21 protein-coding genes and 2 pseudogenes are annotated in these 22,778 nt (G+C 59.9%); 16 read left to right on the top strand and 7 right to left on the bottom strand.

Annotation, left to right across the window (positions count from 1 at the left end; all coding sequences use genetic code 11):
* The first annotated feature begins 276 nt into the window (after positions 1 to 276).
* Positions 277 to 1,776, top strand: a complete 1,500-nt coding sequence (gene istA / locus FE851_RS18615; RefSeq protein ID WP_145201800.1) for an IS21 family transposase — start codon at positions 277 to 279, stop codon at positions 1,774 to 1,776.
* Positions 1,773 to 2,531 carry an IS21-like element helper ATPase IstB gene (gene istB / locus FE851_RS18620; RefSeq protein WP_137114004.1) on the top strand — a complete coding sequence of 253 codons (759 nt, stop codon included), beginning with the start codon at positions 1,773 to 1,775 and terminating at the stop codon, positions 2,529 to 2,531. The genes istA and istB overlap by 4 nt, the downstream gene beginning before the upstream one ends.
* Positions 2,532 to 3,213: 682 nt before the next feature.
* On the opposite strand, the gene FE851_RS18625 is transcribed toward istB, so the two are convergent.
* The 5 genes and pseudogenes from FE851_RS18625 to FE851_RS26285 form a co-directional block, all read right to left on the bottom strand.
* Entirely contained in the window at positions 3,214 to 4,002 is a 789-nt protein-coding gene (locus FE851_RS18625) for an SDR family NAD(P)-dependent oxidoreductase (RefSeq protein WP_145205844.1), read from the bottom strand.
* A gap of 11 nt (positions 4,003 to 4,013) precedes the next feature.
* Positions 4,014 to 5,204, bottom strand: a complete 1,191-nt coding sequence (locus FE851_RS18630) for a zinc-dependent alcohol dehydrogenase (RefSeq protein ID WP_145205847.1) — start codon at positions 5,202 to 5,204, stop codon at positions 4,014 to 4,016.
* On the bottom strand, positions 5,204 to 5,779 hold the full coding sequence (locus FE851_RS18635; RefSeq protein WP_145205849.1) for an SRPBCC family protein: 576 nt from the start codon (positions 5,777 to 5,779) through the stop codon (positions 5,204 to 5,206). Before FE851_RS18635 ends, FE851_RS18630 begins: the two co-directional genes overlap by 1 nt.
* A 249-nt stretch (positions 5,780 to 6,028) precedes the next feature.
* Positions 6,029 to 6,232: pseudogene (locus FE851_RS18640) on the bottom strand (DUF3072 domain-containing protein); the annotation flags it as partial.
* A 105-nt stretch (positions 6,233 to 6,337) separates the two neighbouring features.
* Complete coding sequence (locus FE851_RS26285) at positions 6,338 to 6,634, bottom strand: hypothetical protein (protein ID WP_186378912.1); 297 nt, start codon at positions 6,632 to 6,634, stop codon at positions 6,338 to 6,340.
* Between FE851_RS26285 and FE851_RS18650 the strand changes: the two genes are divergently transcribed.
* The 4 genes from FE851_RS18650 (at position 6,633) to FE851_RS18665 (ending at position 10,057) form a co-directional block, all read left to right on the top strand.
* Positions 6,633 to 6,929, top strand: coding sequence for a hypothetical protein (locus FE851_RS18650; RefSeq protein WP_145205855.1), 297 nt, complete (start codon positions 6,633 to 6,635; stop codon positions 6,927 to 6,929). The genes FE851_RS26285 and FE851_RS18650 overlap by 2 nt on opposite strands.
* Positions 6,930 to 6,980: 51 nt before the next feature.
* Positions 6,981 to 8,108, top strand: a complete 1,128-nt coding sequence (locus tag FE851_RS18655) for an IS5 family transposase (RefSeq protein WP_103098074.1) — start codon at positions 6,981 to 6,983, stop codon at positions 8,106 to 8,108.
* Positions 8,109 to 8,319: 211 nt separating this feature from the next.
* Positions 8,320 to 9,210 (top strand): diacylglycerol/lipid kinase family protein, encoded by an 891-nt coding sequence (locus FE851_RS18660; RefSeq protein WP_186378913.1) that lies wholly within the window; start codon positions 8,320 to 8,322, stop codon positions 9,208 to 9,210.
* The gene (locus tag FE851_RS18665; protein WP_222422973.1) at positions 9,191 to 10,057 is read left to right on the top strand and encodes an inositol monophosphatase family protein; all 867 of its coding nucleotides are present in this window, start codon (positions 9,191 to 9,193) and stop codon (positions 10,055 to 10,057) included. Before FE851_RS18660 ends, FE851_RS18665 begins: the two co-directional genes overlap by 20 nt.
* Positions 10,058 to 10,139: 82 nt before the next feature.
* Here the strand turns inward: FE851_RS18665 and FE851_RS18670 are convergent, their stop codons facing one another.
* Positions 10,140 to 10,736, bottom strand: coding sequence for an SDR family oxidoreductase (locus FE851_RS18670; protein WP_261371073.1), 597 nt, complete (start codon positions 10,734 to 10,736; stop codon positions 10,140 to 10,142).
* 27 nt (positions 10,737 to 10,763) lie between these two features.
* On the opposite strand from FE851_RS18670, the pseudogene FE851_RS18675 reads away from it, so the two are divergent.
* Positions 10,764 to 11,464, top strand: a pseudogene (locus FE851_RS18675) (transposase); the annotation flags it as partial.
* A 305-nt stretch (positions 11,465 to 11,769) separates the two neighbouring features.
* Here the strand turns inward: FE851_RS18675 and FE851_RS18685 are convergent.
* Entirely contained in the window at positions 11,770 to 12,582 is an 813-nt protein-coding gene (locus FE851_RS18685; RefSeq protein WP_261371074.1) for a cation:proton antiporter, read from the bottom strand.
* 357 nt (positions 12,583 to 12,939) lie between these two features.
* On the opposite strand from FE851_RS18685, the gene FE851_RS18690 reads away from it, so the two are divergent.
* The 9 genes from FE851_RS18690 to FE851_RS18730 all read left to right on the top strand — a co-directional run bounded on the left by FE851_RS18690 (position 12,940) and on the right by FE851_RS18730 (position 22,757).
* Positions 12,940 to 15,312, top strand: a complete 2,373-nt coding sequence (locus tag FE851_RS18690) for a membrane-bound PQQ-dependent dehydrogenase, glucose/quinate/shikimate family (protein ID WP_145205861.1) — start codon at positions 12,940 to 12,942, stop codon at positions 15,310 to 15,312.
* A gap of 37 nt (positions 15,313 to 15,349) precedes the next feature.
* Positions 15,350 to 15,910: a DUF305 domain-containing protein gene (locus tag FE851_RS18695; RefSeq protein ID WP_196871670.1), complete on the top strand. Its 561-nt coding sequence runs from the start codon at positions 15,350 to 15,352 to the stop codon at positions 15,908 to 15,910.
* A 7-nt stretch (positions 15,911 to 15,917) separates the two neighbouring features.
* Positions 15,918 to 16,958 (top strand): cation diffusion facilitator family transporter, encoded by a 1,041-nt coding sequence (locus FE851_RS18700; protein ID WP_145205864.1) that lies wholly within the window; start codon positions 15,918 to 15,920, stop codon positions 16,956 to 16,958.
* A complete protein-coding gene (locus FE851_RS18705; RefSeq protein ID WP_261371075.1) occupies positions 16,955 to 17,815 on the top strand; it encodes a cytochrome ubiquinol oxidase subunit II in 861 nt (286 codons plus the stop codon). Before FE851_RS18700 ends, FE851_RS18705 begins: the two co-directional genes overlap by 4 nt.
* Positions 17,812 to 19,896, top strand: a complete 2,085-nt coding sequence (locus tag FE851_RS18710) for a cbb3-type cytochrome c oxidase subunit I (RefSeq protein WP_145205867.1) — start codon at positions 17,812 to 17,814, stop codon at positions 19,894 to 19,896. Before FE851_RS18705 ends, FE851_RS18710 begins: the two co-directional genes overlap by 4 nt.
* Positions 19,893 to 20,519, top strand: coding sequence for a cytochrome c oxidase subunit 3 (locus FE851_RS18715; RefSeq protein ID WP_145205870.1), 627 nt, complete (start codon positions 19,893 to 19,895; stop codon positions 20,517 to 20,519). Before FE851_RS18710 ends, FE851_RS18715 begins: the two co-directional genes overlap by 4 nt.
* Positions 20,516 to 20,830, top strand: a complete 315-nt coding sequence (locus tag FE851_RS18720) for a cytochrome o ubiquinol/quinol oxidase subunit IV (protein ID WP_145205874.1) — start codon at positions 20,516 to 20,518, stop codon at positions 20,828 to 20,830. Before FE851_RS18715 ends, FE851_RS18720 begins: the two co-directional genes overlap by 4 nt.
* Before the next feature lie 158 nt (positions 20,831 to 20,988).
* Positions 20,989 to 22,296, top strand: a complete 1,308-nt coding sequence (locus FE851_RS18725) for a DUF2254 domain-containing protein (RefSeq protein ID WP_261371076.1) — start codon at positions 20,989 to 20,991, stop codon at positions 22,294 to 22,296.
* Positions 22,296 to 22,757, top strand: coding sequence for an MgtC/SapB family protein (locus FE851_RS18730; RefSeq protein ID WP_107126041.1), 462 nt, complete (start codon positions 22,296 to 22,298; stop codon positions 22,755 to 22,757). The genes FE851_RS18725 and FE851_RS18730 overlap by 1 nt, the downstream gene beginning before the upstream one ends.
* Positions 22,758 to 22,778 lie beyond the last annotated feature (21 nt).

Genomic DNA, 22,778 nt, shown 5'->3' on the forward strand with positions numbered 1-22,778 from the left:
GCGCAAGATCAGCAGATTTTGTTTTTCTGGTCGTTCAGCCCAACCCGGCCCAGCCCTCAAAACCCTTGATCGTTTATCTGACCCACTGCGACGAAGGGCTGCTTTAAATGCCAAAGCCCTGAACAAGCCACTATTAGATTTGCTCAATGAGCATGTGAGAGCGGCGGTGCAAAAACCTACCACGGTAGCGGCGGGATAGTCCCGCTTCGGGCGGCGTAAAAGTCGTCCACCTATGTCCTGTCTGCAGCGTGCAGGGAGGGCCGGGAGATCTATACCGTGGAACTTTATCGGGAGGTCCGCGTCGCCTGTGGGAACGGCATGACCCAGCGCGAGGCGGCGAGGCATTTCAACATATCGCGCGACAGTGTTCGCAAGATGCTGTCGTATTCGACCCCACCCGGCTACCGGCGGCAGGCTCCGGTGCGCCGGCCGAAGCTGGATGCGTTTGTTTCAACGATCGATCACTGGCTTGATGAGGACGTGAAGGTACCGCGCAAGCAGCGGCACACGGCCAAGCGGGTGTTCGACCGGCTTCGCGACGAATGCGGGTTCACCGGCGGCTACACGATCATCAAGGATTACATGCGCGAGCGCGAGCAGCGCCGACAGGAAGTGTTCGTGCCGCTGTCGCACCCGCCGGGCCATGCGCAGGCCGACTTTGGCGAGGCGATGGTGGTGATCGGCGGCGTGGAGCAGAAGGCCCGCTTCTTCGTGCTCGACCTGCCGCACAGCGACGGCTGCTATGTGCGAGCCTATCCGGCGGCGGTGGCCGAGGCCTGGGTGGATGGCCACATCCATGCGTTCGCCTTCTTCGGCGCGGTGCCGCAATCGATCGTCTACGACAATGACCGCTGCCTTGTGGCGAAGATCCTGCCCGACGGGACACGCAAGCGTGCGGCACTGTTCAGTGGCTTCCTGTCCCACTACCTGATCCGGGATCGCTATGGCCGTCCGGGAAAGGGCAACGACAAGGGGAACGTCGAGGGGCTGGTCGGTTATGCCCGGCGCAACTTCATGGTGCCGATCCCGCGGTTTGCGACATGGGATGCGTTCAACGCCTGGCTGGAAGAGCAATGCCGCAAGCGTCAGCATGACAGGCTGCGCGGCGAGAGCGAGACGATCGGGGAACGGCTGCAGCGGGATCTTGCCGCCATGCGTCCATTGCCGGCGGCACCCTTCGATGCCTGCGACCAGGCCAGCGCCAAAGTGACGGCGCAGTCGCTGGTGCGCTACAAGACCAACGACTATTCGGTCCCGGTCGCCTACGGGCATCAGGATGTCTGGGTTCGCGGCTACGTCGACGCGGTGGTGATCGGCTGCCGCGGCGAGATCATCGCCCGCCATCCGCGGTGCTGGGAACGCGAAGACGTCGTCTTCGATCCGCTGCATTACCTGCCGCTGATCGAGCAGAAGATCAACGCGCTGGATCAGGCTGCTCCTCTCCAGGGCTGGGACTTGCCCGGCGAGTTCGCCACGCTGCGCCGCCTGATGGAGGCGAGGATGAACAAGCACGGCCGGCGCGAGTACGTGCAGGTTCTGCGGCTGCTGGAAAGCTTCGACCTCGCCGATCTGCATGCGGCGGTGAAGCAGGCCCTGCATCTCGGTGCGATCGGCTTCGATGCGGTCAAGCATCTGGTCCTGTGCCAGGTGGAGCGCCGGCCGCCGCGACTGGACCTGTCGATCTACCCATACCTGCCGAGGGCGAATGTCGAGACGACCTCGGTCAAGGCCTACATGCGCCTGCTCGGTAACGTTGAGGGGGAGGAAGCGGCATGAGCACCGAGGCCCCCGAGATCCTGCTTGCCCACTATCTCAAAACCTTGAAGCTGCCGACCTTCCAGCGCGAGTACCAGAAGCTGGCCCGGCAATGCGCCGCCGAGGGCGTCGATCATATCGGCTATCTGACCCGGCTTGCCGAACGGGAGATGATCGAGCGCGACCGCCGCAAGGTCGAACGCCGCATCAAGGCGGCGAAGTTCCCGGTCGTCAAAAGTCTCGACAGCTTCGACTTTGCCGCCATCCCGAAGCTCAACAAGATGCAGGTGCTGGAACTGGCGCGTTGCGAATGGATCGAGCGGCGCGAGAATGTCATCGCGCTCGGTCCCAGCGGCACGGGCAAGACTCATGTCGCCCTCGGGCTCGGCCTGGCCGCCTGCCAGAGGGGCCTGGCCGTCGGCTTCACGACCGCCGCCGCACTGGTCAGCGAGATGATGGAGGCGCGCGACGAGCGGCGGCTGTTACGCTTCCAGAAGCAGATGGCCGCCTACAAGCTCCTCATCATCGACGAGTTGGGCTTCGTGCCGCTCTCGAAGACCGGCGCGGAACTGCTGTTCGAGCTGATCTCGCAACGCTACGAGCGCGGCGCGACCCTGATCACCAGCAATCTGCCCTTTGACGAGTGGACGGAAACACTCGGGTCCGAGCGCCTGACCGGCGCGCTGCTCGACCGTATCACCCACCATGTCAACATCCTCGAGATGAACGGCGAAAGCTACCGTCTCGCCCAAAGCCGCGCCCGAAAGGCAGGCTGAAACCCTCACCAAAATCGCCGACGCCGCAAGCGGGAAACTCTGGTCGGGCTACGCCCTCCCGACGTTCCCCGCTTGCGCCGCCAAGTGGCCTACTTTTACGCCGCCGTGTGGCCGGATTTTGCTCCGCCGTTGACAGATGAGCCTGTCCAATGTCAATCGCACGTCGTTTATCATGATGCCCTCGAGGCCTTCATCTCGCGCAATTTCCTATTTTGCCAGTGTAAACTGCCTCGGGAGTCCCGACGCCCCGACTATAGATCAATCTTGATTACCAAAAGGGAGATTATGAACCGCCGACGGCTCCTGGTAGAGTGAGGAAGTGCCGCAGTGTCGCCTGGTGCGCCTATGTGGGCATGAGCCTGGGTCAAAAAGTCTTCGCGGCTGATCTTGTAGTAAAGCCCATAGAAACGATAGTCGGCTTCCGCCTACGCTTTCGCCTGCACCGCCGCCTGCCGTTTCCGGACGCTTTTGAAGTGGATAGGTTTCCCAATCCCCTACGCCTTACCGCTTGTTGCGCTCGTCTTGAACTGAAGGCTCCTTCCCTCCACCGGCATTACCCGGCTTCCTCGGCACTACGGGCCTCCCCAAATCCCAACGCGCCCTTCCCGTTCCCCACGGGCGTCCGGTTGCTGCTTCCTCGGCACGCCATGCCGCTTCCGGACGATAGGTTGGCACAGGCATTCTAGCCTTTGTTGGCTGACCCGGGCTCCGCCATTTTTCGATGTCGTTCCGCCAACGCGGCTGCGGGCGTCACATGCGCTAGGGCCGCCTGTACCTTGTTCTTCCACCCGGACACGATATGCGCCTCGCCCTTCATCAGTGCTTCCCAGCCATCGCGCGCGACGTCGGCAGGATGGCTCTTGGTGTCGGACGATCCGACGCTGGTGTCGAGCATGCCAGCACGATCGAAAAACTCCGTCTCCACTGGCCCTGGCATCAGGGTCGTGATGGTGACCCCTTTGCTGCCCTTGATCTCGTTCCGGATCGCATCGGCAAAGCTGTCCACAAACGCCTTGCTGCCATTGTAAACCGCCTGAAAGCTCCCAGGAATGAAGCCAGCGATTGAACCGGTGATCAGCACCTTGCCGTCATCACGCGCCACCATGGCCTTCAGCACGTGCTGGAGAAGATACAGGGTACCTGTGATGTTGGTATCAATGACACGCCGCCAGTCGCTCACCTCCTGATCAAGAAAAGCGTGGCCCAGGCCGCGCCCGGCGTTGGCGCATAGCAAATCGACCTGCCGGCCCTTGGCCGCAGCGAGGAGCGTATCTACGCCTTGCAGTAGCGAAAGGTCGCTCTCGACCGCAATAACTTCGACGCCATGCTGCTTGAAATGCTGTCCCGCAGCCTCAATCAACGGTTCATCAGCCACGACCAGCAAGTCATACCCGTTTTCGGCTGCTATGGAGGCAAGTTCGAAGCCGATGCCGGTAGAGGCGCCGGTGACGATCGCAAATTTGTTGGCCATGTGTTTCCCTCCTATTGCGCGGCGGCGGAAAGACCGGGCTTCAGCACGATCTTGGTGACTTCATTCTGTTTGTCGTGGAACATCTTGTAGCCTTTGGGCGCATCTTCCAGACCCATTCGATGCGAGATCAGGAAGGTCGTATCGATCTTGCCCTCGAGAATAGCATTGAGCAGGGCCGGCATATAATGCTGCACGCTTGTCTGACCGGTCTTGAGGGTCAGACCTTTCTCCATGAACGCGCCCAGGGGAAACTTGTCCACAAAGCCGCCATAGACGGCTGGCATCGAGACGCGGCCACCCTTGCGGCAGGCGTGGATCGCCTGGCGGATCGAATGGGTGCGATCAGTCCCTAGAAACAGCGACGCCTTGATCTGATCGATGACATTGTCGACAAAGAAGCCATGGGCTTCCAGGCCAACCGCGTCAATTACCGCGTCCGGCCCGATCCCGCCGGTCATTTCCATCAAGGCTTCGTAAGTTTTCGATTCCTCGAAATTAATCGTCTCAGCCCCGAATTTCTTTGCCAGTTCCAGCCGATGCGGAAAATGATCGATCGCGATGACGCGGTGGGCGCCCATCAGGAAGGCGGACTGGACCGCAAACAGCCCGACCGGACCGCAGCCCCATACAGCGACCGTATCGCCTGGTTCGATATCCGCATTTTCTGCCGCCTGCCAGCCGGTAGGCAGGATATCCGAAAGAAACAGTACCTCGTCATCCTCCAAGCCATCTGGCACCACGATCGGTCCCACATCGCTGAACGGAACGCGGACATATTCAGCCTGGCCCCCCGCATAGCCGCCAGTCAGATGGCTGTATCCGAACAGGCCCGACATCGGCTGGCCGTACATTTCCTGGCCAAGATCCTGATTGTCGGCCGGGTTGCCATTGTCGCAGGCAGAATATTGATGCTTTCCACAATGATAGCAGCTGCCGCAGGCTATGGTGAAAGGAACAACGACCCGCTGCCCCTTCTGCAGGGTCGATTTGGGACCGGTTTCGACCACTTCTCCCATGAATTCATGGCCAAGTATGTCACCTGCCTGCATGGTCGGAATATAGCCATCATAGAGATGCAGGTCGGACCCACAGATCGCTGTCGACGTGATCTTGATTATCGCATCGCGCGGATTGAGGAGTTCTGGGTCATCAACGGTGTCCACGCGGACGTCATGCTTGCCGTGCCATGTGAGCGCACGCATCAGATTGTCTCCTTGTCGCGTTGCTTTTGGGTAAAGGCCGCGGTTGCGACCTCGCCTGTCTCCATCAGTTGTTTGAAACGGCGCAGATCGCGCCGTGCCTGGATGGCTGGTTCGCGCTGGAATAGTTTGGAGATCACCTTGCCCACCACTCCTGCGGGCGGATCATAGGCGATGGTTGCCGTGACGATGGTACCACGATCGCCAGAATCGCGAAACTCGATGCGCCCGCTATTGGGGATGTCAGCGTCTGCTGCGGACGTCCAGGCGATCAACTCGCCGGCCTTCTCCTCGGTGATGGCTGCGTCCCATTCTACGGTGCGCCCGGCCGGACCCTTCACCACCCAATGCGATGTGGTACTGGACACTATGTCGATCCGTTCGACATTGTCCATGAACGAAGGCAGATTGGAAAAATCGCGCCAATAGGCAAAAAGTTCGTCGCGAGGGCGGTTGATCGTGACCGAGCGCCTGATTAGGTCGCCCTCCCTGAATTGGGACACTGCCGCGATCCCACTCACGCGCTCCTCATTCAATTTCGATGTCGTTGGTGGGGCATCGTCTGTCGCCATAGTCATGGGCATTCTCCAGCCGTCCATATGATGTCCGCATGAAGCAGTCCGATCGTTCGGAGACTGCCTGTGGGTATGAGCGGACAACGCACGAATGTCGGATGGGTCCAATAGCCTATTGGGAATTCTGGCTGATCGACGTTAAGTTCAACGGATAGGACATCATAATGAGGGCGTCCCCATATTCATGAGTGATGTTGGACAAGCGCGACATAGCCACGTCGTTATTCCATTGTCATTCTCGACCAAGTTTAGCCTCATCTCGTCGATCTTCACCGACGCCTCCGCTTTGGTCAGGTCACCATCTGGTAGTGTTACGCCTGCTTCCTCGCACAAAGTAGCCAGATATGAAGCCTGCGCGCCGGTGATGGGCTCATCACCCGACTCCCAATTGGCAGGGTCCTTTTCAGCATTCGACACCGGATGTTCGTCAAGTTTGGGATTATGCAGTTTGCTCATGATAGCCTCTACGTTCTTTATATGTTCTGCATAACGGCGCACAACGCATGTCGTTCCTTGAAGAAAGTCGGAAGATGGCATGCAACCGATCGCGCGATCAGCGCTTCATACAAAGCGTTTCATACAAATAGCGGCGAGGATTTCGCCCCATGCTACGGAAGGCCTGGATGAATGCCTGGAAACGAAAATGGTCTCGACCCGGAAAAAGGGCAGCGGGACGAGTTGCCCTGTCGCGAGCTTGCCGGCGACGTCCGACCTGGTGGCGATGATCCCGATCTCCGCGCAGGCGGCGGCAAGTCGCAGGAGGATGTGGAGGATCGTCCCTCTGTGGGCATGGTAGAACCGGAAGGTTATCCAGAGGCCGATCGCACCGATGCCAAGCCCCGATGAAAGGATCACCATGAGTACCACATTGATAGGCACATTCGATAGCCGGGATCAGACGGAAATGGCGGTAGAACGGCTGGTCCAGGAAGTCGGTATCGAACGCACCGACATTTTCGTAGCGGCATCCGGGCCAGACAACAGCGCGGGCAACCGGACCGGAGGCGCAGATAGCGAGGCGGTCGATCAGAACGAAAGGGATGATGTTCCTCTCGCTGGCGGGATCATGGTTTCGATTGATTTGCACGACGATGCCAAGGTCGAAGTCGTCACGGCCGTTTTAGCAGGCTGCGGAAAAAGGCGCTTGCCTTGATGTGGCATTGCTGATTCCAGGATCCCGTAGAGGGATGTTGAAGGGATCGGGATGCGCGGCGGTGATGAACGGAGCGAGGGGCTGTTCTCGTACGTGAGTTGCGAGGCTCGGGTGCCGGCGAACCATGCTCTTCGCGCGATCCGGGCGATTGTCGATGAAGCGCTCGAAGTGCTGTCCGCGGACTTCGACGGCCTGTATTCTCGTATCGGGAGGCCGTCGATCCCACCCGAGAAACTTCTTCGGGCCTTGCTCCTGCAGGCCTTCTATTCGATCCGCTCGGAACGCCAGTTGATGGAGCAGATGGACTACAACCTGCTCTTTCGCTGGTTCGTCGGCCTGGCGATGGATGCGCCGATCTGGGATGTCACGGTCTTCACCAAGAACCGCGAGAGGCTGCTGTCCGGGGACGTTGCCGCCAAGCTCCTGTCGGCCATCATCAACCAGCCACGCGTGCAAGCTCTTCTTTCGGACGATCATTTCTCGGTGGACGGCACGTTGATCGAAGCGTGGGCAAGCGCGAAAAGCTTCAGACCCAAGGATGAAGGCGGCCCCGGAGATGACGATGACGCCGGGTTGGCTTCCAGCCGCAGCGAGCAGGCAGCAGCGCCGACCGACCGTAATGCCGAACGCGATTTTCGCGGCGAGAAGCGCAGCAATGCAACCCATGCATCGACCACAGATCCTGATGCCCGACTATTCAAGAAGGCGCGCGGCCAGGCAGCGAAGCTGTGCCACATGGGCCATGTCCTGATGGAGAACCGCAACGGCCTCGTCGTCGATGCGATCCTCACCCACGCCACCGGCACCGCCGAACGCGAGGCCGCGCTGACCATGTTGGGCCGCATGGAAGGACGCCACCGGATTACACTGGGCGCGGACAAGAACTACGACACCGCCGCCTTCGTCGCGGCGCTGCGCGAGATGGAGGTCACCCCGCACGTAGCCCAGAACAACACCAACCGGCGCTCCGCCATCGACAGGCGCACGACACGCCATCCCGGCTACGGCCTCTCCCAGAAAATCCGCAAGCGGATCGAGGAGGTGTTCGGATGGACGAAGACCTGCGGCACCATGCGAAAGACCCGCCATCGAGGCCAGGACCGCGTCGGATGGTCCTTTACGCTCACCGCTGCCGCCTACAACCTCATCAGACTGCCAAAACTTCTGGCCGCGGCCTAATCGTGTCGCTCACGTCACCACGACCGCGCCAACGTGGCCGGTATCTCCGAATTTCACCCTGAAACGAGCGACAGACCAGTCCCCCTCCTTCGAACGCAGATCGACGGTGACCACTGCGGCGCCTTTTTCCGCAGCCTGTTAGAAGAATTCGGGGCGCAACTATGAGTAGCATGTTGGCGAGGATGTACAGGCTGAATAGCAGATATTTCTTGTGAAGGCACTCCTCGTCCATAGCCCCAATGCGGGAACAAAGCCCGAGCCGATCCGGTCGCTCATGGGTCAATTGAAAGAGGCTGGCTTTGCTATCCGCTATTGCGAACATGGACGCGACGACATCTGCTCTGGCATGGACGGCGTGGAGATGGCGATCGCCGCAGGCGGTGACGGGACCGTAGCTTCGGTGGCAACCGAGATACCCGACCGGTCTGTTCCCATTGCGATCCTGCCCATGGGCGGATCCAATAATGTCGCAAGGGCGCTGGGCATTCGGCAATCGATCGACGCCGTCATTGCTGGTCTCGACAAGGCGTGCGACAAGAGGCTTACCGTAGGCAGCGTCACCGGGCCGTTCGGACGGAAAGGCTTTCTGGAAGCGGTAGGTCTTGGTGCGCTCAATCAATCCATCGAACTTGTAGATGAGTCGCCCGATACTCCGGAGGAAAAGCGTGAAAATGGCCGCGCGGCTTTTCGCGAGACGCTGCGCACGGCCAAGCCGGTCGCATGCACCGTAGATATTGATGGCCGCCGTTTCGAAGGGCCGTGGCTGCTTGTCGAAATTCTCAACATCGGCGCAATCGGGCCACGGCTCCCCTTCGCACCAAGGGCGAACACACAGGATAGACTGCTTGACATCCTGCTCGTTGGCGAGATTGATCGCGACGCCATGGTCGGCTGGGCCGAACATTTCTCCGGCCCGCCACCGGCGCGATTGGAAACCGGCTGCGTCGTCACGCTTGAGGCCAGCGGTCTGTGCCCGCGGATCGACGATCGCCCCATCGACATGCCCGACGAGGCATGGATGGTCGAAGTCCGGCTGGACGACGAGCCGGTGACGATATTGGTGCCCGCCAGCATGACGGGGCATGACGATGACGCCTGCTGAGCCGATGCCAACGCCCGACTTACTTGCCCGCATGGAAGCTGTGGCGGTGGAACTGGCCACGATTGGCGGTCGGGAAATCATGGCTACGCTGGGCAGCCTTATAGCCGTGGACTATAAAGGGGACGACAACGCCATTGCCTTGATGCGCGATCCGGTAAGTGAGGTCGACAGCCGGGTCGAAGCGAAGATCCGCAGCCATCTCGCCAGTTATTTCCCAGACCATGGCATCATCGGCGAAGAGATGGCCATTCAGCCGGCGCGCGACAGCGATTTCGTCTGGGCGGTCGATCCGATTGATGGGACGAGCAACTTCATCAACGGCTTTCCCTTATTCGCATCATCCGTTGGCGTTCTTTACCGGGGCGTCCCAGTCGTTGGCGCATCCTGGTGCAGTACAAGTCATTTGCTGGCGCCAGGTGTCTATCATAGCGGCGGCGCGGGTTTGCAGTTTGAGGGCGAACACGTCTCCCGCATGCCCAATCCCGCCGTCCGCAAACGGCTCGCGGGCGACCCGCATGGCCAGTCTCGCATCGGACCTTGGGATGCGCGCAAGACAGGGTCGGCCGCGATCGAATGTGCGTTCGTCGCGGCAGGCCTTCTGCAAGTCGCCAGGTTCGCAACGCCAAACATCTGGGATGTCGCCGGGGGGATAGCCCTTGCGCGCGCGTCAGGCGCCTTGGTGTTTCAGGGGGAAGATGGAAATTGGGCGCCGTTCGCCAGCTTTGGCGGCCAATTGGCGCAGATGGCACAATGGCGGCAACCACTGGTCCTTGGGACGCCTGAGGATGCCGCCCGCATGATCGACCTCCAGCGCGCTGACGCACAAGATCAATGCCGCGTGCTATAGCGAACCGTCAATGCGCATAGATCATCTTTCGGGTCATGCCGCCATCGACGGCAATCTGCTGGCCCGTAATGAATCCTCCGCCCTAGGACGCCAGAAAGAGGACCGTAGCCGCGATGTCAGACGGTTCGCCAACCCGGCCGACAGGATGCTGATCCCGGTCGATTGCGCTATGTTCCACCGCTTCGCGCACCTGTGCTTTGGCCCAAGGACGCGTTTCAATCCAGCCGGGTAAGATGGCATTGACACAGATGTCGGGGCCAAGGCTAATCGCCAGCGCATGGGTCAGGGCGCAGAGCGCACCCTTGGCCGCCGCATAGGCCTCCGTGTCGGGTTCTGACTGGATCGCGCGGGTCGATGCCATGATGACGATCGCCCCTTTACGCTGGCGCAGGAGCGGGACGGCAGCGCGCACCATCAGAAAAGCGCCAGTCACGTGGCTGTCCTGCCACACCTGCCATTTCTTAACCTCCAGGCTTTCGATCGGACCACTGACCGGATTGGCAAGGCCCGCATTGGAGACGAGCAGATCGATGCCCTCGACCTCTTCCGCCGCCTTATTCCAGGTTGTAATCTTATCGAACGCCTTTTCCACGTCGCGCTCGCTGGCGACGTCGGCCCGGATCGCGATCAGCTGGACGCCTCGAAAAACGCTGGCCTTTGAGGGGTAGATTTGATTCACGTGGCCGACGCTGTGGCGGAGGCAGAGATGGCAGGACAGCCGGGTTTCTTAGATCTTTCGGACCGATATGAGGCGCTGAGCGCGGCAGGCGATCCGCTGGAGCGGTTATCGGCGGTGGTAGACTTCGAGCTATTCCGGGGATCGCTTGTGGCCGCGCTGCGACGTGGTCCTCGTAACAAGGGCGGACGACCGCCGTTCGATCCGGTGCTGATGTTCAAAATCTTGGTTCTACAGGCGTTGTATTCGCTGTCCGACGAGGCGACCGAGTTCCCGATCAAGGACCGGCTATCGTTCCAGCGTTTCCTGGGCATGGGGCTGGAAGGCACTGTGCCGGATGCCACCACGGTCTGGCTATTCCGCGAACGGCTTGTGAAGGCCAAGGCGATCGACCGCTTGTTCGCGCGCTTCGATGCCGCGCTCAAGGACCGGGGATATCTGGCCATGGGCGGTCAGATCATTGATGCCACCGTCGTGCCCGCCCCCAAGCAGCGCAACACCCAGGAGGAAAAGACGGCAATCAAGGAAGGCCGCATCCCCAAGGAATGGACACCTGCCAAGGTCGGGCAGAAAGACCGCGATGCACGCTGGTCGATCAAATATAGCAAGCGTGTCCTGAGCCTGTCGAAGGGGCCAAGGTCCAGGAAGGCACCGATCCCAGGGCGGCCAAGCCGGTCGATCTGGCCATTCCGATGTTCGGCTACAAAAACCATATCGGAATTGACCCTGTCTCTTATACACATCTAGATGTGTATAAGAGACAGGAGGAAAAGACGGCAGTCAAGGAAGGCCGCATCCCCCAGGAATGGACACCTGCCAAGGTCGGGCTGAAAGACCGCGATGCACGCTGGTCGATCAAATATAGCAAGCGTGTCCTGAGCCTGTCGAAGGGGCCAAGGTCCAGGAAGGCACCGATCCCAGGGCGGCCAAGCCGGTCGATCTGGCCATTCCGATGTTCGGCTACAAAAACCATATCGGAATTGACCCTGTCTCTTATACACATCTAGATGTGTATAAGAGACAGGGCCAACCTGGTCTATAATTTCCAGCGCCTCGCATGGCTTGAAGGCCGCGCTGTGCCTGCATGACACGAAAACCGGACCCAACGATCGGCTCCGTCCAGACAATCAGCGGATCGATGCATCGGAATCGGCACTACCCGCCCGCTGGAGCCTTCTCCTGCGTCCATCAAGACATAATCCGATGGTTCTTCGAGGTGTCCAGCTGCGCCCACGGGCGTGAAAACACCGCCTCCCGCAATTCCGACCAGAGCAGCAAAAGCGACTGCAGCGACGCCGTCGTTGAGCAAGGTCTCTGACTCCACGACCAGCCGCAATCGCGGTTCAGCATTCATCTCCTTGAAGGCAGCAATAACAGATACAGGATCATTCGCGGCGATCAGCACGCCAAAAAATGCTGATCCGAGCAGGCCCCATCCCAGTAGCAGGTGCATCCCCATCGCGACGACCGCGGCCGAAATCGCGACACCTGCAAAGGCAAGAACGACAGTGAGCAGCGTCTGCGCGCGAAACTGCCGCCACTTCAATTGAAGCGCCGCCTCGAAGATCAAGGGAGGTAGAAACAAGTTGAAGATCAGCTCACGCGTGAGCGGGAGACCCGCCCCGATCGGCAGAAAGGCTAGTGCGATCCCCGCGAGAACAAGGCCTGCCGTATATGGCAGACCAATGCGACGAGAGGCTATTGCTACAACCGATGCAAACCACGAGCAGCAACCCAAGATTAGCAATTTCCTGTTCAGCCATGGCGTTCCTTCAATTGTCGCCTCTTGGACCCTCGATCCGGCTTCGAAATGATGGCGTGTAGCGCTTCGCTGCTCATCGTGATCCATGGGAGCATGTATGATCAAGAACCGGCGCAGACCATTATACCATCGTTCATGCTACGCTTTGCGTGCGCAGTGGAGGATGCCCGTTTTAGCTTTCAGTGCAAGACCTGCGGTCTTACCCAACTAATCTGGAACCTTCACAAGTCCCGCCCGTTCCCTTTCATCGTCGGAAGGATTAGAACCGCGTTCGCGCCAACATCTCCAGCAAGGGCCCTCGGGCCATGCCTGGCCCTTCGCGCCAAAAATGACTTTCGTCGACCGGAATGTATAGCAGTGCTGCTGACACTTAGTTGATGGGATCGGGCTTTCGCTCCGGACAGCGCTGCTGACCACGCCTCTAACGCGTAAGAAGGGCAGCACATGACTAGACCACGCTCCTGGCCAGCGTCGATCCTAGGATCACTGATTGGTCTGATCGGATTAGTTCTCGCTGTCGGTGGCATCTGGCTCGCTGTTCTGGGCGGTTCACTCTATTATTTTCTAACCGGCGTGGCGATGCTCGTGGCCGGTGTTCTTCTTTTCAGAGGGCGAGTGACAGGCGCATGGCTGTATATCGCCATATTCGCTGTCACCTTGCTTTGGGCATTCTGGGAAGTCGGAGGGAATGCCTGGGCACTCGTGCCGCGGGTTGTGGCACCGCTAGTGCTGCTGATCGCAACGATCCTCATCATTCCGACGTTGACGCAGACGCGATATCGCTGGCGCTTTGCAGGGGTTGGCGCGTTTGGTGCCGTGGTTCTCGCGGCTATATTGTTTACATTTCTGGGCACGCGGCCGCGATCGGTCGCCATGCTTCCAGCGGCCAGCAGCAATGCGATGGCCGATCCATCGGGGCAGGCAACTGGTGCCGACTGGCCATCCTATGGCGGTACGGGCGCAGCGCGGCGCTATTCGGCGCTCAGCCAGATCAACCCCGCCAATGTCGGCAAACTCGAACGCGCCTGGCTTTTCCATACCGGCGATTTGCCTTCGGCGCGCGCAGAGGGAACCTATGGCGCAGAGACGACGCCGCTCAAGGTCGGCAACACCCTGTATCTGTGCACCCCCAAAAATATCATGATAGCACTGGACCCTGTAACCGGCAAGGAACGCTGGAGGTTCGATCCTCAAGTTCCCGACGAAGCCATCCCCTATACTGCAGCATGCCGCGGTGTGGTTTACGCCACCACGACGGGCGCGTCATCCAACGCCGCATGCGCAGCGCGCGTTATCGAAGGTACGCTGGACGCCCGCTTGATCGCCGTCGACGCACGGACCGGAAAACCCTGTAGCGATTTCGGAACGAACGGCCAGACCGACACCAAGATCGGCATGGGTAAAACGCCTCCGGGTTATGTCTCGATCACTTCGCCTCCGACGCTCGTCAAGGGCGTTCTCGTTGTCGGGCATCAGATTCTGGATGGGCAGAACCGTTGGGCACCCTCTGGCGTAATCCAGGGATTCGACGTTGTTACAGGCAAGCTGCGCTGGGCGTGGGACATGATGCATCCCGAGTGGGACGGCTATCCGCCCGCCGGCCAGGAATGGGCACGTGGCACACCCAATATGTGGACGATGGCGAGTGGGGACGAGCAGCTTGGACTGGTCTATCTGCCCATGGGCAATGCGTCTGCCGACTATTTCTCCGGCTCGCGTAGGCCTCAGGAAAATCAGTTCGCTACTTCACTGGTTGCGCTTGACGTCACCACGGGCAAGCCCCGCTGGCGCTTCCAAGCGGTGCGGAAGGACGTGTGGGACTATGACTTCGGGGCGCAGGCCACGCTGGTTGATTATAAGGGCGTGCCCGCCGTTGTTTTGCCTTCCAAACAGGGCGACATCTATATCCTCAATCGGGCAACCGGCCGACCACTGACTCCCGTGGGGACCATCAAGGCGCCAGGAGGCGGCGTCGAGCCCGCTGAGCGTGCGAAGACACAGTCCGTGTCGCTATGGCATACATTGCGGCAACCCGACCTGACGGAGCGGGACATGTGGGGCATGTCCCCGATCGATCAGATGATATGCCGCATCCAGTTCCGCAGTGCCAGTTACAAGGGATTCTTCACGCCCCCAACCAGCGAGAGGCATTCGATCGAATATCCCGGTTATAATGGCGGCACCGATTGGGGTGGCGTTGCGGTAGACCCCGCGCGCGGCGTCATTGTCGCCAATTATAACGACATGCCGAACTATGTCCGGCTCGTTCCCCGCGCCGAAGCCAACAAGCGTGGATGGGCGCCGCGTGATCAGGCGCATGGCAAGATCGGCGGCGCCGAAGGGGCCGGTGATCCGCAAGCCAACACGCCCTATGCGATCAACGTCAATGCCGGGTGGCGGCTGCCATTCACCGGCATGCTGTGCAAGCAACCTCCTTACGGTGGGATTCGCGCAATCGACATGGCAACGGGCAAAACCATCTGGGACCGACCGCTAGGTACCGCGCGCACCAATGGGCCGTTCGGCATACCTTCCATGCTACCACTGACGATCGGCACGCCCAACAATGGTGGATCGGTCGTGACGGCAGGTGGCGTTATCTTCATCGCGGCCGCGACCGATAATCTCATCCGCGCGATCGACATGCGCACGGGCAAGACCTTGTGGCAGGACGTGTTGCCGGGTGGCGGTCAGGCTACGCCGATGGTCTATCAGGGGGCTGATGGGCGCGAATATCTGGTCATCATGGCTGGCGGTCATCATTTCATGGAGACGCCGGTTAGCGATGCCCTTGTCGCCTACGCGCTTCCGCGATGATCAATTTGCGATGCTATAGTCCGAGGAAAGGAGCGGCATGATGTCATACACGCGCTTCGCCGCGATGATCGCGGTCTCGACGCTCGTGATGTTCGGTTTGATGTACTTGAACACCTATGTGTTCGGGCACGTCCTGTTCAGTCAGACCCGCATGTGGATGGCTCTGCTGATGGGGTCCGTTATGGCCGTCCTGATGATCGCATTCATGTGGGGGATGTATCCCAATCGACGCTTCAACATCGGGATCGTCATTGGCAGCGTGATCGTGGCCCTAGCATCGCTCTGGCTGGTTCGCAGCCAGGAGACCGTGTCTGACGTCGCCTATATGAAGGCGATGATCCCGCATCATTCCATTGCGATCATGACCAGCGAACGGGCTCACATCAAGGATCCGCAAGTGCGACGTCTCGCCGATGGCATCATCGATGCACAGATCCGCGAAATCGCCGAAATGAAACAGATGATCGCGAGATTGGAGGCACAACCGGCCGGAGCTGGAGCAAACGACCTGCCGTCCTACCGGGATCGTGATGTCCCACCCCCTCCGCCACAAACGGACGCCAGCACGGGGATCGACACGCTAGCACCGATCCAGTGATGCCTAAATGACCGAAAGGGCAAGCGAAACAGGCGTGCGCAGCAGCATTCGGGCCAACATCGTGCTGATTTGCGCGCTTGTTGCAAATGTCGGCATCGCGATCGCGAAGTTCCTCGCTGCGGGAATTACCGGATCCTCGTCAATGCTCTCCGAGGGTGTTCACTCTCTCGTCGACAGCGGCAATCAGATACTCCTGCTCTACGGCCAGCATCGCGCCAAGCGACCGTCGGACATGCGGCATCCGTTCGGCTATGGGCGGGAGCTTTATTTCTGGGCGTTCGTGGTCGCGATCCTCAGTTTCGCGCTTGGCGCGGGCATTTCGGTCTATGAAGGCTGGCAGCATATTCGCGCGCCCGAGCCGCTTAGCGATCCCACCGTCAACTATGTCGTTTTGGCCATCGCGACGCTGCTCGAGGGCACATCGTGGACCGTTGCAGTCAAGGAATTTGCCAGCGTCAAGGGCGATTTAGGTTGGTGGGAGGCGGTGAAGCAATCGAAGGACCCGGCAGCGTTCATCGTCCTGTTCGAAGATTCGGCGGCTCTCGCTGGCTTGTTAGTGGCGGCTGCCGGTGTGTGGGCGAGCCATGCCTGGCGCGATCCGCGGATCGATGGCGTTGCATCCATTGTGATAGGGGTCATTCTCGCTGCTGTTGCCGTGCTGTTGGCGCGAGAAGCCAAGGGTCTTCTTATGGGGGAACGCGCGGACCCGCAGGTCGTGGAACGGGTGCGAACGCTCGTTGCAGGTAGCGCCGGGTTGACAGCAGTGAACCATGTCCGCACGATCCACACAGCCCCGGATTCCGTGTTCGTCGCGATTAGCGCTGATTTCGACGATGCGCTTACAATGGGTGAGGGCGAAGCGCTGATTGAGCGGATCGAGGCGCGCCTTCGCGAAGAATTCACGGAATTATCTTCGATATACATAAGGCCGGAAAGATCGGAGGATGCGCTGGCTGCAAGGGCGAACAGGAAAGCCAGCGCACAGGAGTCGACCCGGTACACTGTGGGTTCATCCGAATCCGACAAGAATCGCGGAGCCGGACGATGATGACGTTGGCAAGCAGAATTGCGGCATCTGGCCCGCTTCTCGCCCTTGGTGGTTGCGCCGCGTTTAAGCTCGGCGCGATGAATGCGGCAGGACCCATCGCCGAAGCAGAATGGAATCTCTATACGGTGGTCGCCATCGTGCTGATATTCGTCGGCGGGCCGGTGCTGCTACTCGCCCCGATCATCGCATGGCATTATCGCCGTTCCAACACAGAAAGCGCGTTCAGGCCCGAGTGGAATTTTGCCTGGCCGCTCGAATTTTTGATCTGGATTCCGCCCACCGCAATCGTGGCCGGACTTGGGATATTGCTGTGGCAATCGACCCACCGGCTGGATCCCTATCGGGCCATTTCATCCTCCCAATCGCCCATGATTATCCAGGCGGTCGCGCTCGACTGGAAATGGCTATTCATCTACCCCGACGCTCATATCGCGACAATCAACCGCATGCCGATACCGGCAGGGCGGCCGATCCGCATTGAGCTGACCAGCGGCACCGTCATGCAATCGCTGTTCGTTCCAAGGCTCGCCGGCCAAGTGTATGCGATGGCGGGGATGCGGACCGAACTCAACCTCGCGGCGAGCAAGCCCGGCGTCTACCGGGGTGAGAACTCGCAATATAATGGCCAAGGCTTTGCGCGACAGAAGTTCGACGTCGTGGCTTTGCCGCCAGCAGACTATCAGCATTGGGTAGAGCGCATGCAAACGCAGGCCAGCGCATTTGATGGAGCAGACTATGACCACTTGTTCAAGCCGTCGATGCTTCCCAAGTCAGCCTATTATTCCGCGGTCCCAGATGGCGTGTTCGGTCGCATCCTTGACCGCAGCCGGATGTCGATAGCGGCGGCGCGGAGATGACAGGCGGAATCCGGCCCGCTCTGCTCGGCGGTCTCGACTGGCAGTCGCTGGCGTTTGTGCGCGCCTGGCAGAATCCGTCGCTCAGCGAATTCATTGGTGCGGGTGCGGCGGCGTTGGTGGTGGTCGGCGCAGTGGCGGTCGTGGCGATGATCACCGTGCTCGAAAAGTGGCGATATCTGTGGCGCGAGTGGTTCACCAGCCTCGATCACAAGAAGATCGGGATTATGTATGTGCTACTATCCTTTGTGATGCTGTCACGTGCGCTTGCCGAAGCCGTGCTTATGCGCGTTCAGCAGGCGACGGCCATACAAGCTCCCGGCGTCGTTGATCCTGAGCACTTCGCCCAATTGTTCAGCACTCACGGCACCATCATGATCTTTTTCATGGCGATGCCGTTCCTGACCGGCATCATCAATTATGTTCTTCCGCTCCAGATCGGCGCGCGTGACGTATCCTTTCCGCTGCTCAATTCAATCAGCCTGTGGCTGACTGGCGGTGCTGCTGCACTGATGATGGCGTCACTAGTCGTTGGCCGTTTCTCGACCGGCGGGTGGAGCGGCTATCCGCCCTTCACCGAGCTCGCCTTCAATCCAGGCGTTGGTCCCGATTACTGGATTTGGGCAATCACGCTCGGCTCGATAGGATCGACGCTGACCGGGCTCAACTTCGTCACGACCATCTACAAAAAACGCTGTCCGGGTATGACCGCGATGCGGATGCCGTTGTTCGTGTGGACGTCGCTGTGCACCAGCATCCTGATGATCTTCTCGATGCCGGCACTGACCGTGGCGACTGCGCTGCTCGCGCTCGACCGCTATCTGGGGTTTCATTTCTTCACCAATGACCTTGGTGGCAACATGATGAATTACGCCAACCTGTTCTGGCTGTTCGGGCACCCCGAGGTCTATGTCCTGATCCTGCCGGCATTCGGCATTTATTCGGAAGTGGTCTCGACCTTTTCGTCCAAAGAGCTGTACGGCTACACGTCCCTCGCGATTGCCACGATCGCAATTTCAGTGCTGTCGTTCACGGTCTGGGTCCATCATTTCTTCACCATGGGGCAGAGTGCGAACGTCAACGCTGTCTTCGGCATCGCGACCATGGCCATCGGCGTGCCGACGGGCGTCAAAATCTACAACTGGATATGGACGATGTTCCGGGGCGAGGTGCGCTTTACCGTGCCGATGCTCTATGCGCTGGCGTTCATGATGACCTTCGTACTCGGCGGATTGACCGGCATCATCCTGGCGTTCCCACCACTCGACTATCTCGTCCACAACACACTGTTTCTGGTCGCACACTTTCACAACATGCTGATTCCGGGACTGCTGTATGGCCTGCTCGCGGGCTACCACTACTGGTTCCCCAAAGCATTCGGCTTCCGGCTCGACGAACGCTGGGGCCGGGTGTCGTTCGGATGCTGGGTGGCAGGTTTTTATCTGGCGTTCATGCCGCTTTACGTGCTCGGGGCAGCTGGCATGACGCGGCGCGCAAGCGAAGTGCTGGAGCCCGCATTCCGGCCGTGGCTCTATGTCGCTGGAGTCGGCGCGCTGATGTTGCTTGCCGCTTTGGTCACGTTGTTTGTGCAGCTTTGGGTGAGCGTGCGGCAGCGGGACGCGAACAGCGTGCCGGTGGGTGATCCGTGGGACGGGCGCGGGCTCGAATGGTCGGTATCAGCGCCGCCGCCGGAGTATAATTTTGCGGTGATACCCCATGTCGCCGGGCGCGATCCGTTCTTCGACGGAAAGCGCAAGGATCACCCCTATTTCGCGCCAGGGCCTTATAAATCCATCGAGATGCCCCGAAACAGCGCCGTGGGTCCGATATTGGGCGGCCTCGGCGCTGCGACAGCCTTTGCCCTCGTCTGGCATATCTGGTGGCTTGCCGTGGTGGGGTCGATCGCGGTGGTCGCGACGGTAATCGCGCGCAGCTTCATCCGCGACGTAAACCGCATAATCCCAGCCGAAGCAGTCGCGCGGATCGAGACGGATTGGCACGACACATTGGCAGGGGTTGCGTCATGCCCGCGCGAGCTCGAAACGATGTCGGTCAACCGCGGCCTGGCGCACATTCCGGCATGAGCGCGCGGCGGGCCGGCCATCCCGGACTTAATCTCGGCGAGACCGACGCATCGACGCACGCGCAGGCCGGGCATGACGTTTTCGGCTTCTGGATATTCCTGATGAGTGACGCAGTGATCTTTGCGTTGCTGTTCGCGACATATGGCGTGATGCTAGCAGGAACCTCCTGGGGCCCGGAACCTGCCGACGTCTATAAGATCGTTCCAGCCTTTATCGAAACGGTCATCCTGCTCACCAGCAGCCTCACCTTCGGCATGGCGTCGATTACGCTGAAACATTCGCGCGGGGTCCGTCCGCTCATGGCGTGGCTTGCAGTAACGCTGGCCCTCGGCCTCATTTTTCTCGCGATGGAGCTCCATGATTTTGCGACCATGATTGCCAACGGCGCAGTGCCAAGCCGGAGTGGCTTTCTATCGTCCTTCTTTGCGCTGGTATCGCTGCACGGCGTGCACGTCCTGGCCGGGTGCCTTTGGATCGTGGTGATGATGGTGCAAATTTCTGTCTTCGGTCGCGATCCACGGATAAAGATCAACATGCTGCGCCTGGGTCTGTTTTGGCACTTCCTCGACATTGTCTGGATCGCGATATTCTCGCTGGTCTATCTTCAGGGGCTGGCACGATGAGCGATCCCAACAGCGGCCCGGCTGCCGAGATTGTCACTTATGGCATCGGCTACGTCACCGCGCTCGTGCTGACAGTGTGCTCCTTCGCTCTTGTACACTGGGCACCGTTCAATGCCGCCACGACGCTCCGCACCATCCTTGGTCTCGCACTGCTGCAAGTCGTGGTCCATTTCCGCTGCTTCCTGCATGTCAGCCTGCGGAAATCTGCACGCGAAGACCTTCAGCTGATTATGTTCTCAACGCTGATCATCGCGCTGATGGTCGCGGGTACTTCGGTCGTGCTGCTTAATCTACGCCACCGGATGATGTGATTCACATCTCGCCATCGCGCCGTGGTGAAACCTGATCGACTGTGAAGCGCCGTTCGCCGGTACCAAAAAAACGGGAAAGACCATGACACGCCAGCTGCCCGAAATCGCTGTTATCACCGAACGCATACGCCCCTGGGATGCAGTGAGGCTATCGCGCCATGAGTGAGGTCGCGACGCACGTCACGGGGATGGCCTCGCGCTGGCGCTGGGTAGCACGACTGCTGCTCCGCCGGATATGGTTTCGCGCAGCCCTGTTCTCTCTATCCTCGGTCGCGTTGGCATTGTTGGCGGCATTCGTTGCGCCTTTTATTCCTTATGACATCAGCACCAAGATCGGCTCCGACGCAGTCGACAACATCCTCGGCATTCTTGCTTCGTCGATGCTGGCGGTAATGACCTTTTCGCTTACAGCTATGGTTTCCGCCTACTCTGCCGCCCGTGGCGCCATTACTCCGCGCGCGACCCAGCTCTTGGTTGAGGATTCGACTGCGCAAAATGCCCTGTCGACATTCATCGGGGCGTTTCTGTTCTCCATCGTTGGCATCTGCGCGCTATCGACAGGTATTCATGGGAAATCGGGCCGGGTCATCTTGTTCATCGGCACGATCCTGGTCATCGTCATCATCACGCTACTGCGCTGGATTGGGCACCTTTCCAGCTTTGGTCAGGTTGGCAACACGATAGACCGCGTCGAAAAGGTGGCAAAGGCTTCGATAGAGCGATCCGGTTTTGGAGTCGCCGCTGTACCGCGAACAGCAATCCGTACCGCTCGCACGCGGGCGGTTTTCGCCAATGAAACCGGCTATGTCACCCATATCGACATGAAGGCACTCGACGAAATTGCCTGCCGTCTCGATTGCGCGATCGAGATGCGCTTAATGCCAGGAGCATTCGTATCCGCCAGCCGGGAGATCGTCCGGCTGGATCACGAGGATTCGGATTGCGATCATGACATCCGTGCAGCATTTACCCTGTATCATCGTCGCCAGTTCGATCACGATCCACAACTGGGCCTCGTCGTGCTATCGGAGATTGCGTCACGGGCATTGTCGCCTGCTGTGAACGACCCGGGAACAGGTATCGCCGTTCTGGGGTCGGGCGTCGGGGTAATGACTGCATTGCTGAGCGGCGGCACGGCGGAAGTGTTGGGCCGTGATCTCGTGCGGCTGCCGGACCTCAGCATTGCCGGCCTTCTCGATGACCTATTCCGCCCCATTGCTCGCGATGGCGCAGGAGTCGTAGAGGTAGCCATCAGGCTTCAAAAGTCCCTGGCCGAAATCGCTGCCGCAGCGCCGGCGGCGTTCGGCTTGCTGGCAGTCCGCGCGGCAGATGCGCTGAGCCGCCGCGAGGCCGCGATGACGTCAAGCGCTGATCTGGAAAGCGTGCGAGCATCGTATCTTGCGCACTGGGTTGATCGAAGATCGTCGGCAGGGAAACCTGATCGCGCCCCAGAGGTTATCGGCTGATGGAGGCAGGCACTTTCTCGCCCATCCATATCTCCTGGGCCGAAGCGCTGCTTCGTATCGGCGCGTCGGTTCTCTTGCCATTGCTGATCGGTCTTGACCGCTTCCTTCGACGAAAGCCGATTGATTTTCGTCCATTCATGATCGTTGCTCTAGCTGCCTGTTCGCTTTCGTTGTCCATCATGGAACTTGCTGCGCGAACCTCCGGGCCGGATGTCGACCTGGGGCTGAGCCGTGTGTTCTCGGGCGTGATCACAGGCATCGGCTTCCTCGGTGCCGGCGCGATGTTCCGTGAAGACAGCTATGTGAAGGGTGCGGGCTCGGCTGCTTCGATATGGGCCGCGGGCGCGATCGGCCTCATATGCGGTGTCGGCTTGCTGTGGCTGGCAGCTGTGTTGGCCGCCGGAGTGCTGATGGTACTGATCGTGAGCGCTCCCTTCACCGGCAAGTATGACGCGGAGTAAAGGGAAACCGAAGGCGTCCGG

Origin of the sequence: Sphingobium sp. B2 (genome assembly GCF_007693735.1) — a bacterium.
GTDB classification, from domain to species: Bacteria; Pseudomonadota; Alphaproteobacteria; order Sphingomonadales; family Sphingomonadaceae; genus Sphingobium; species Sphingobium xenophagum.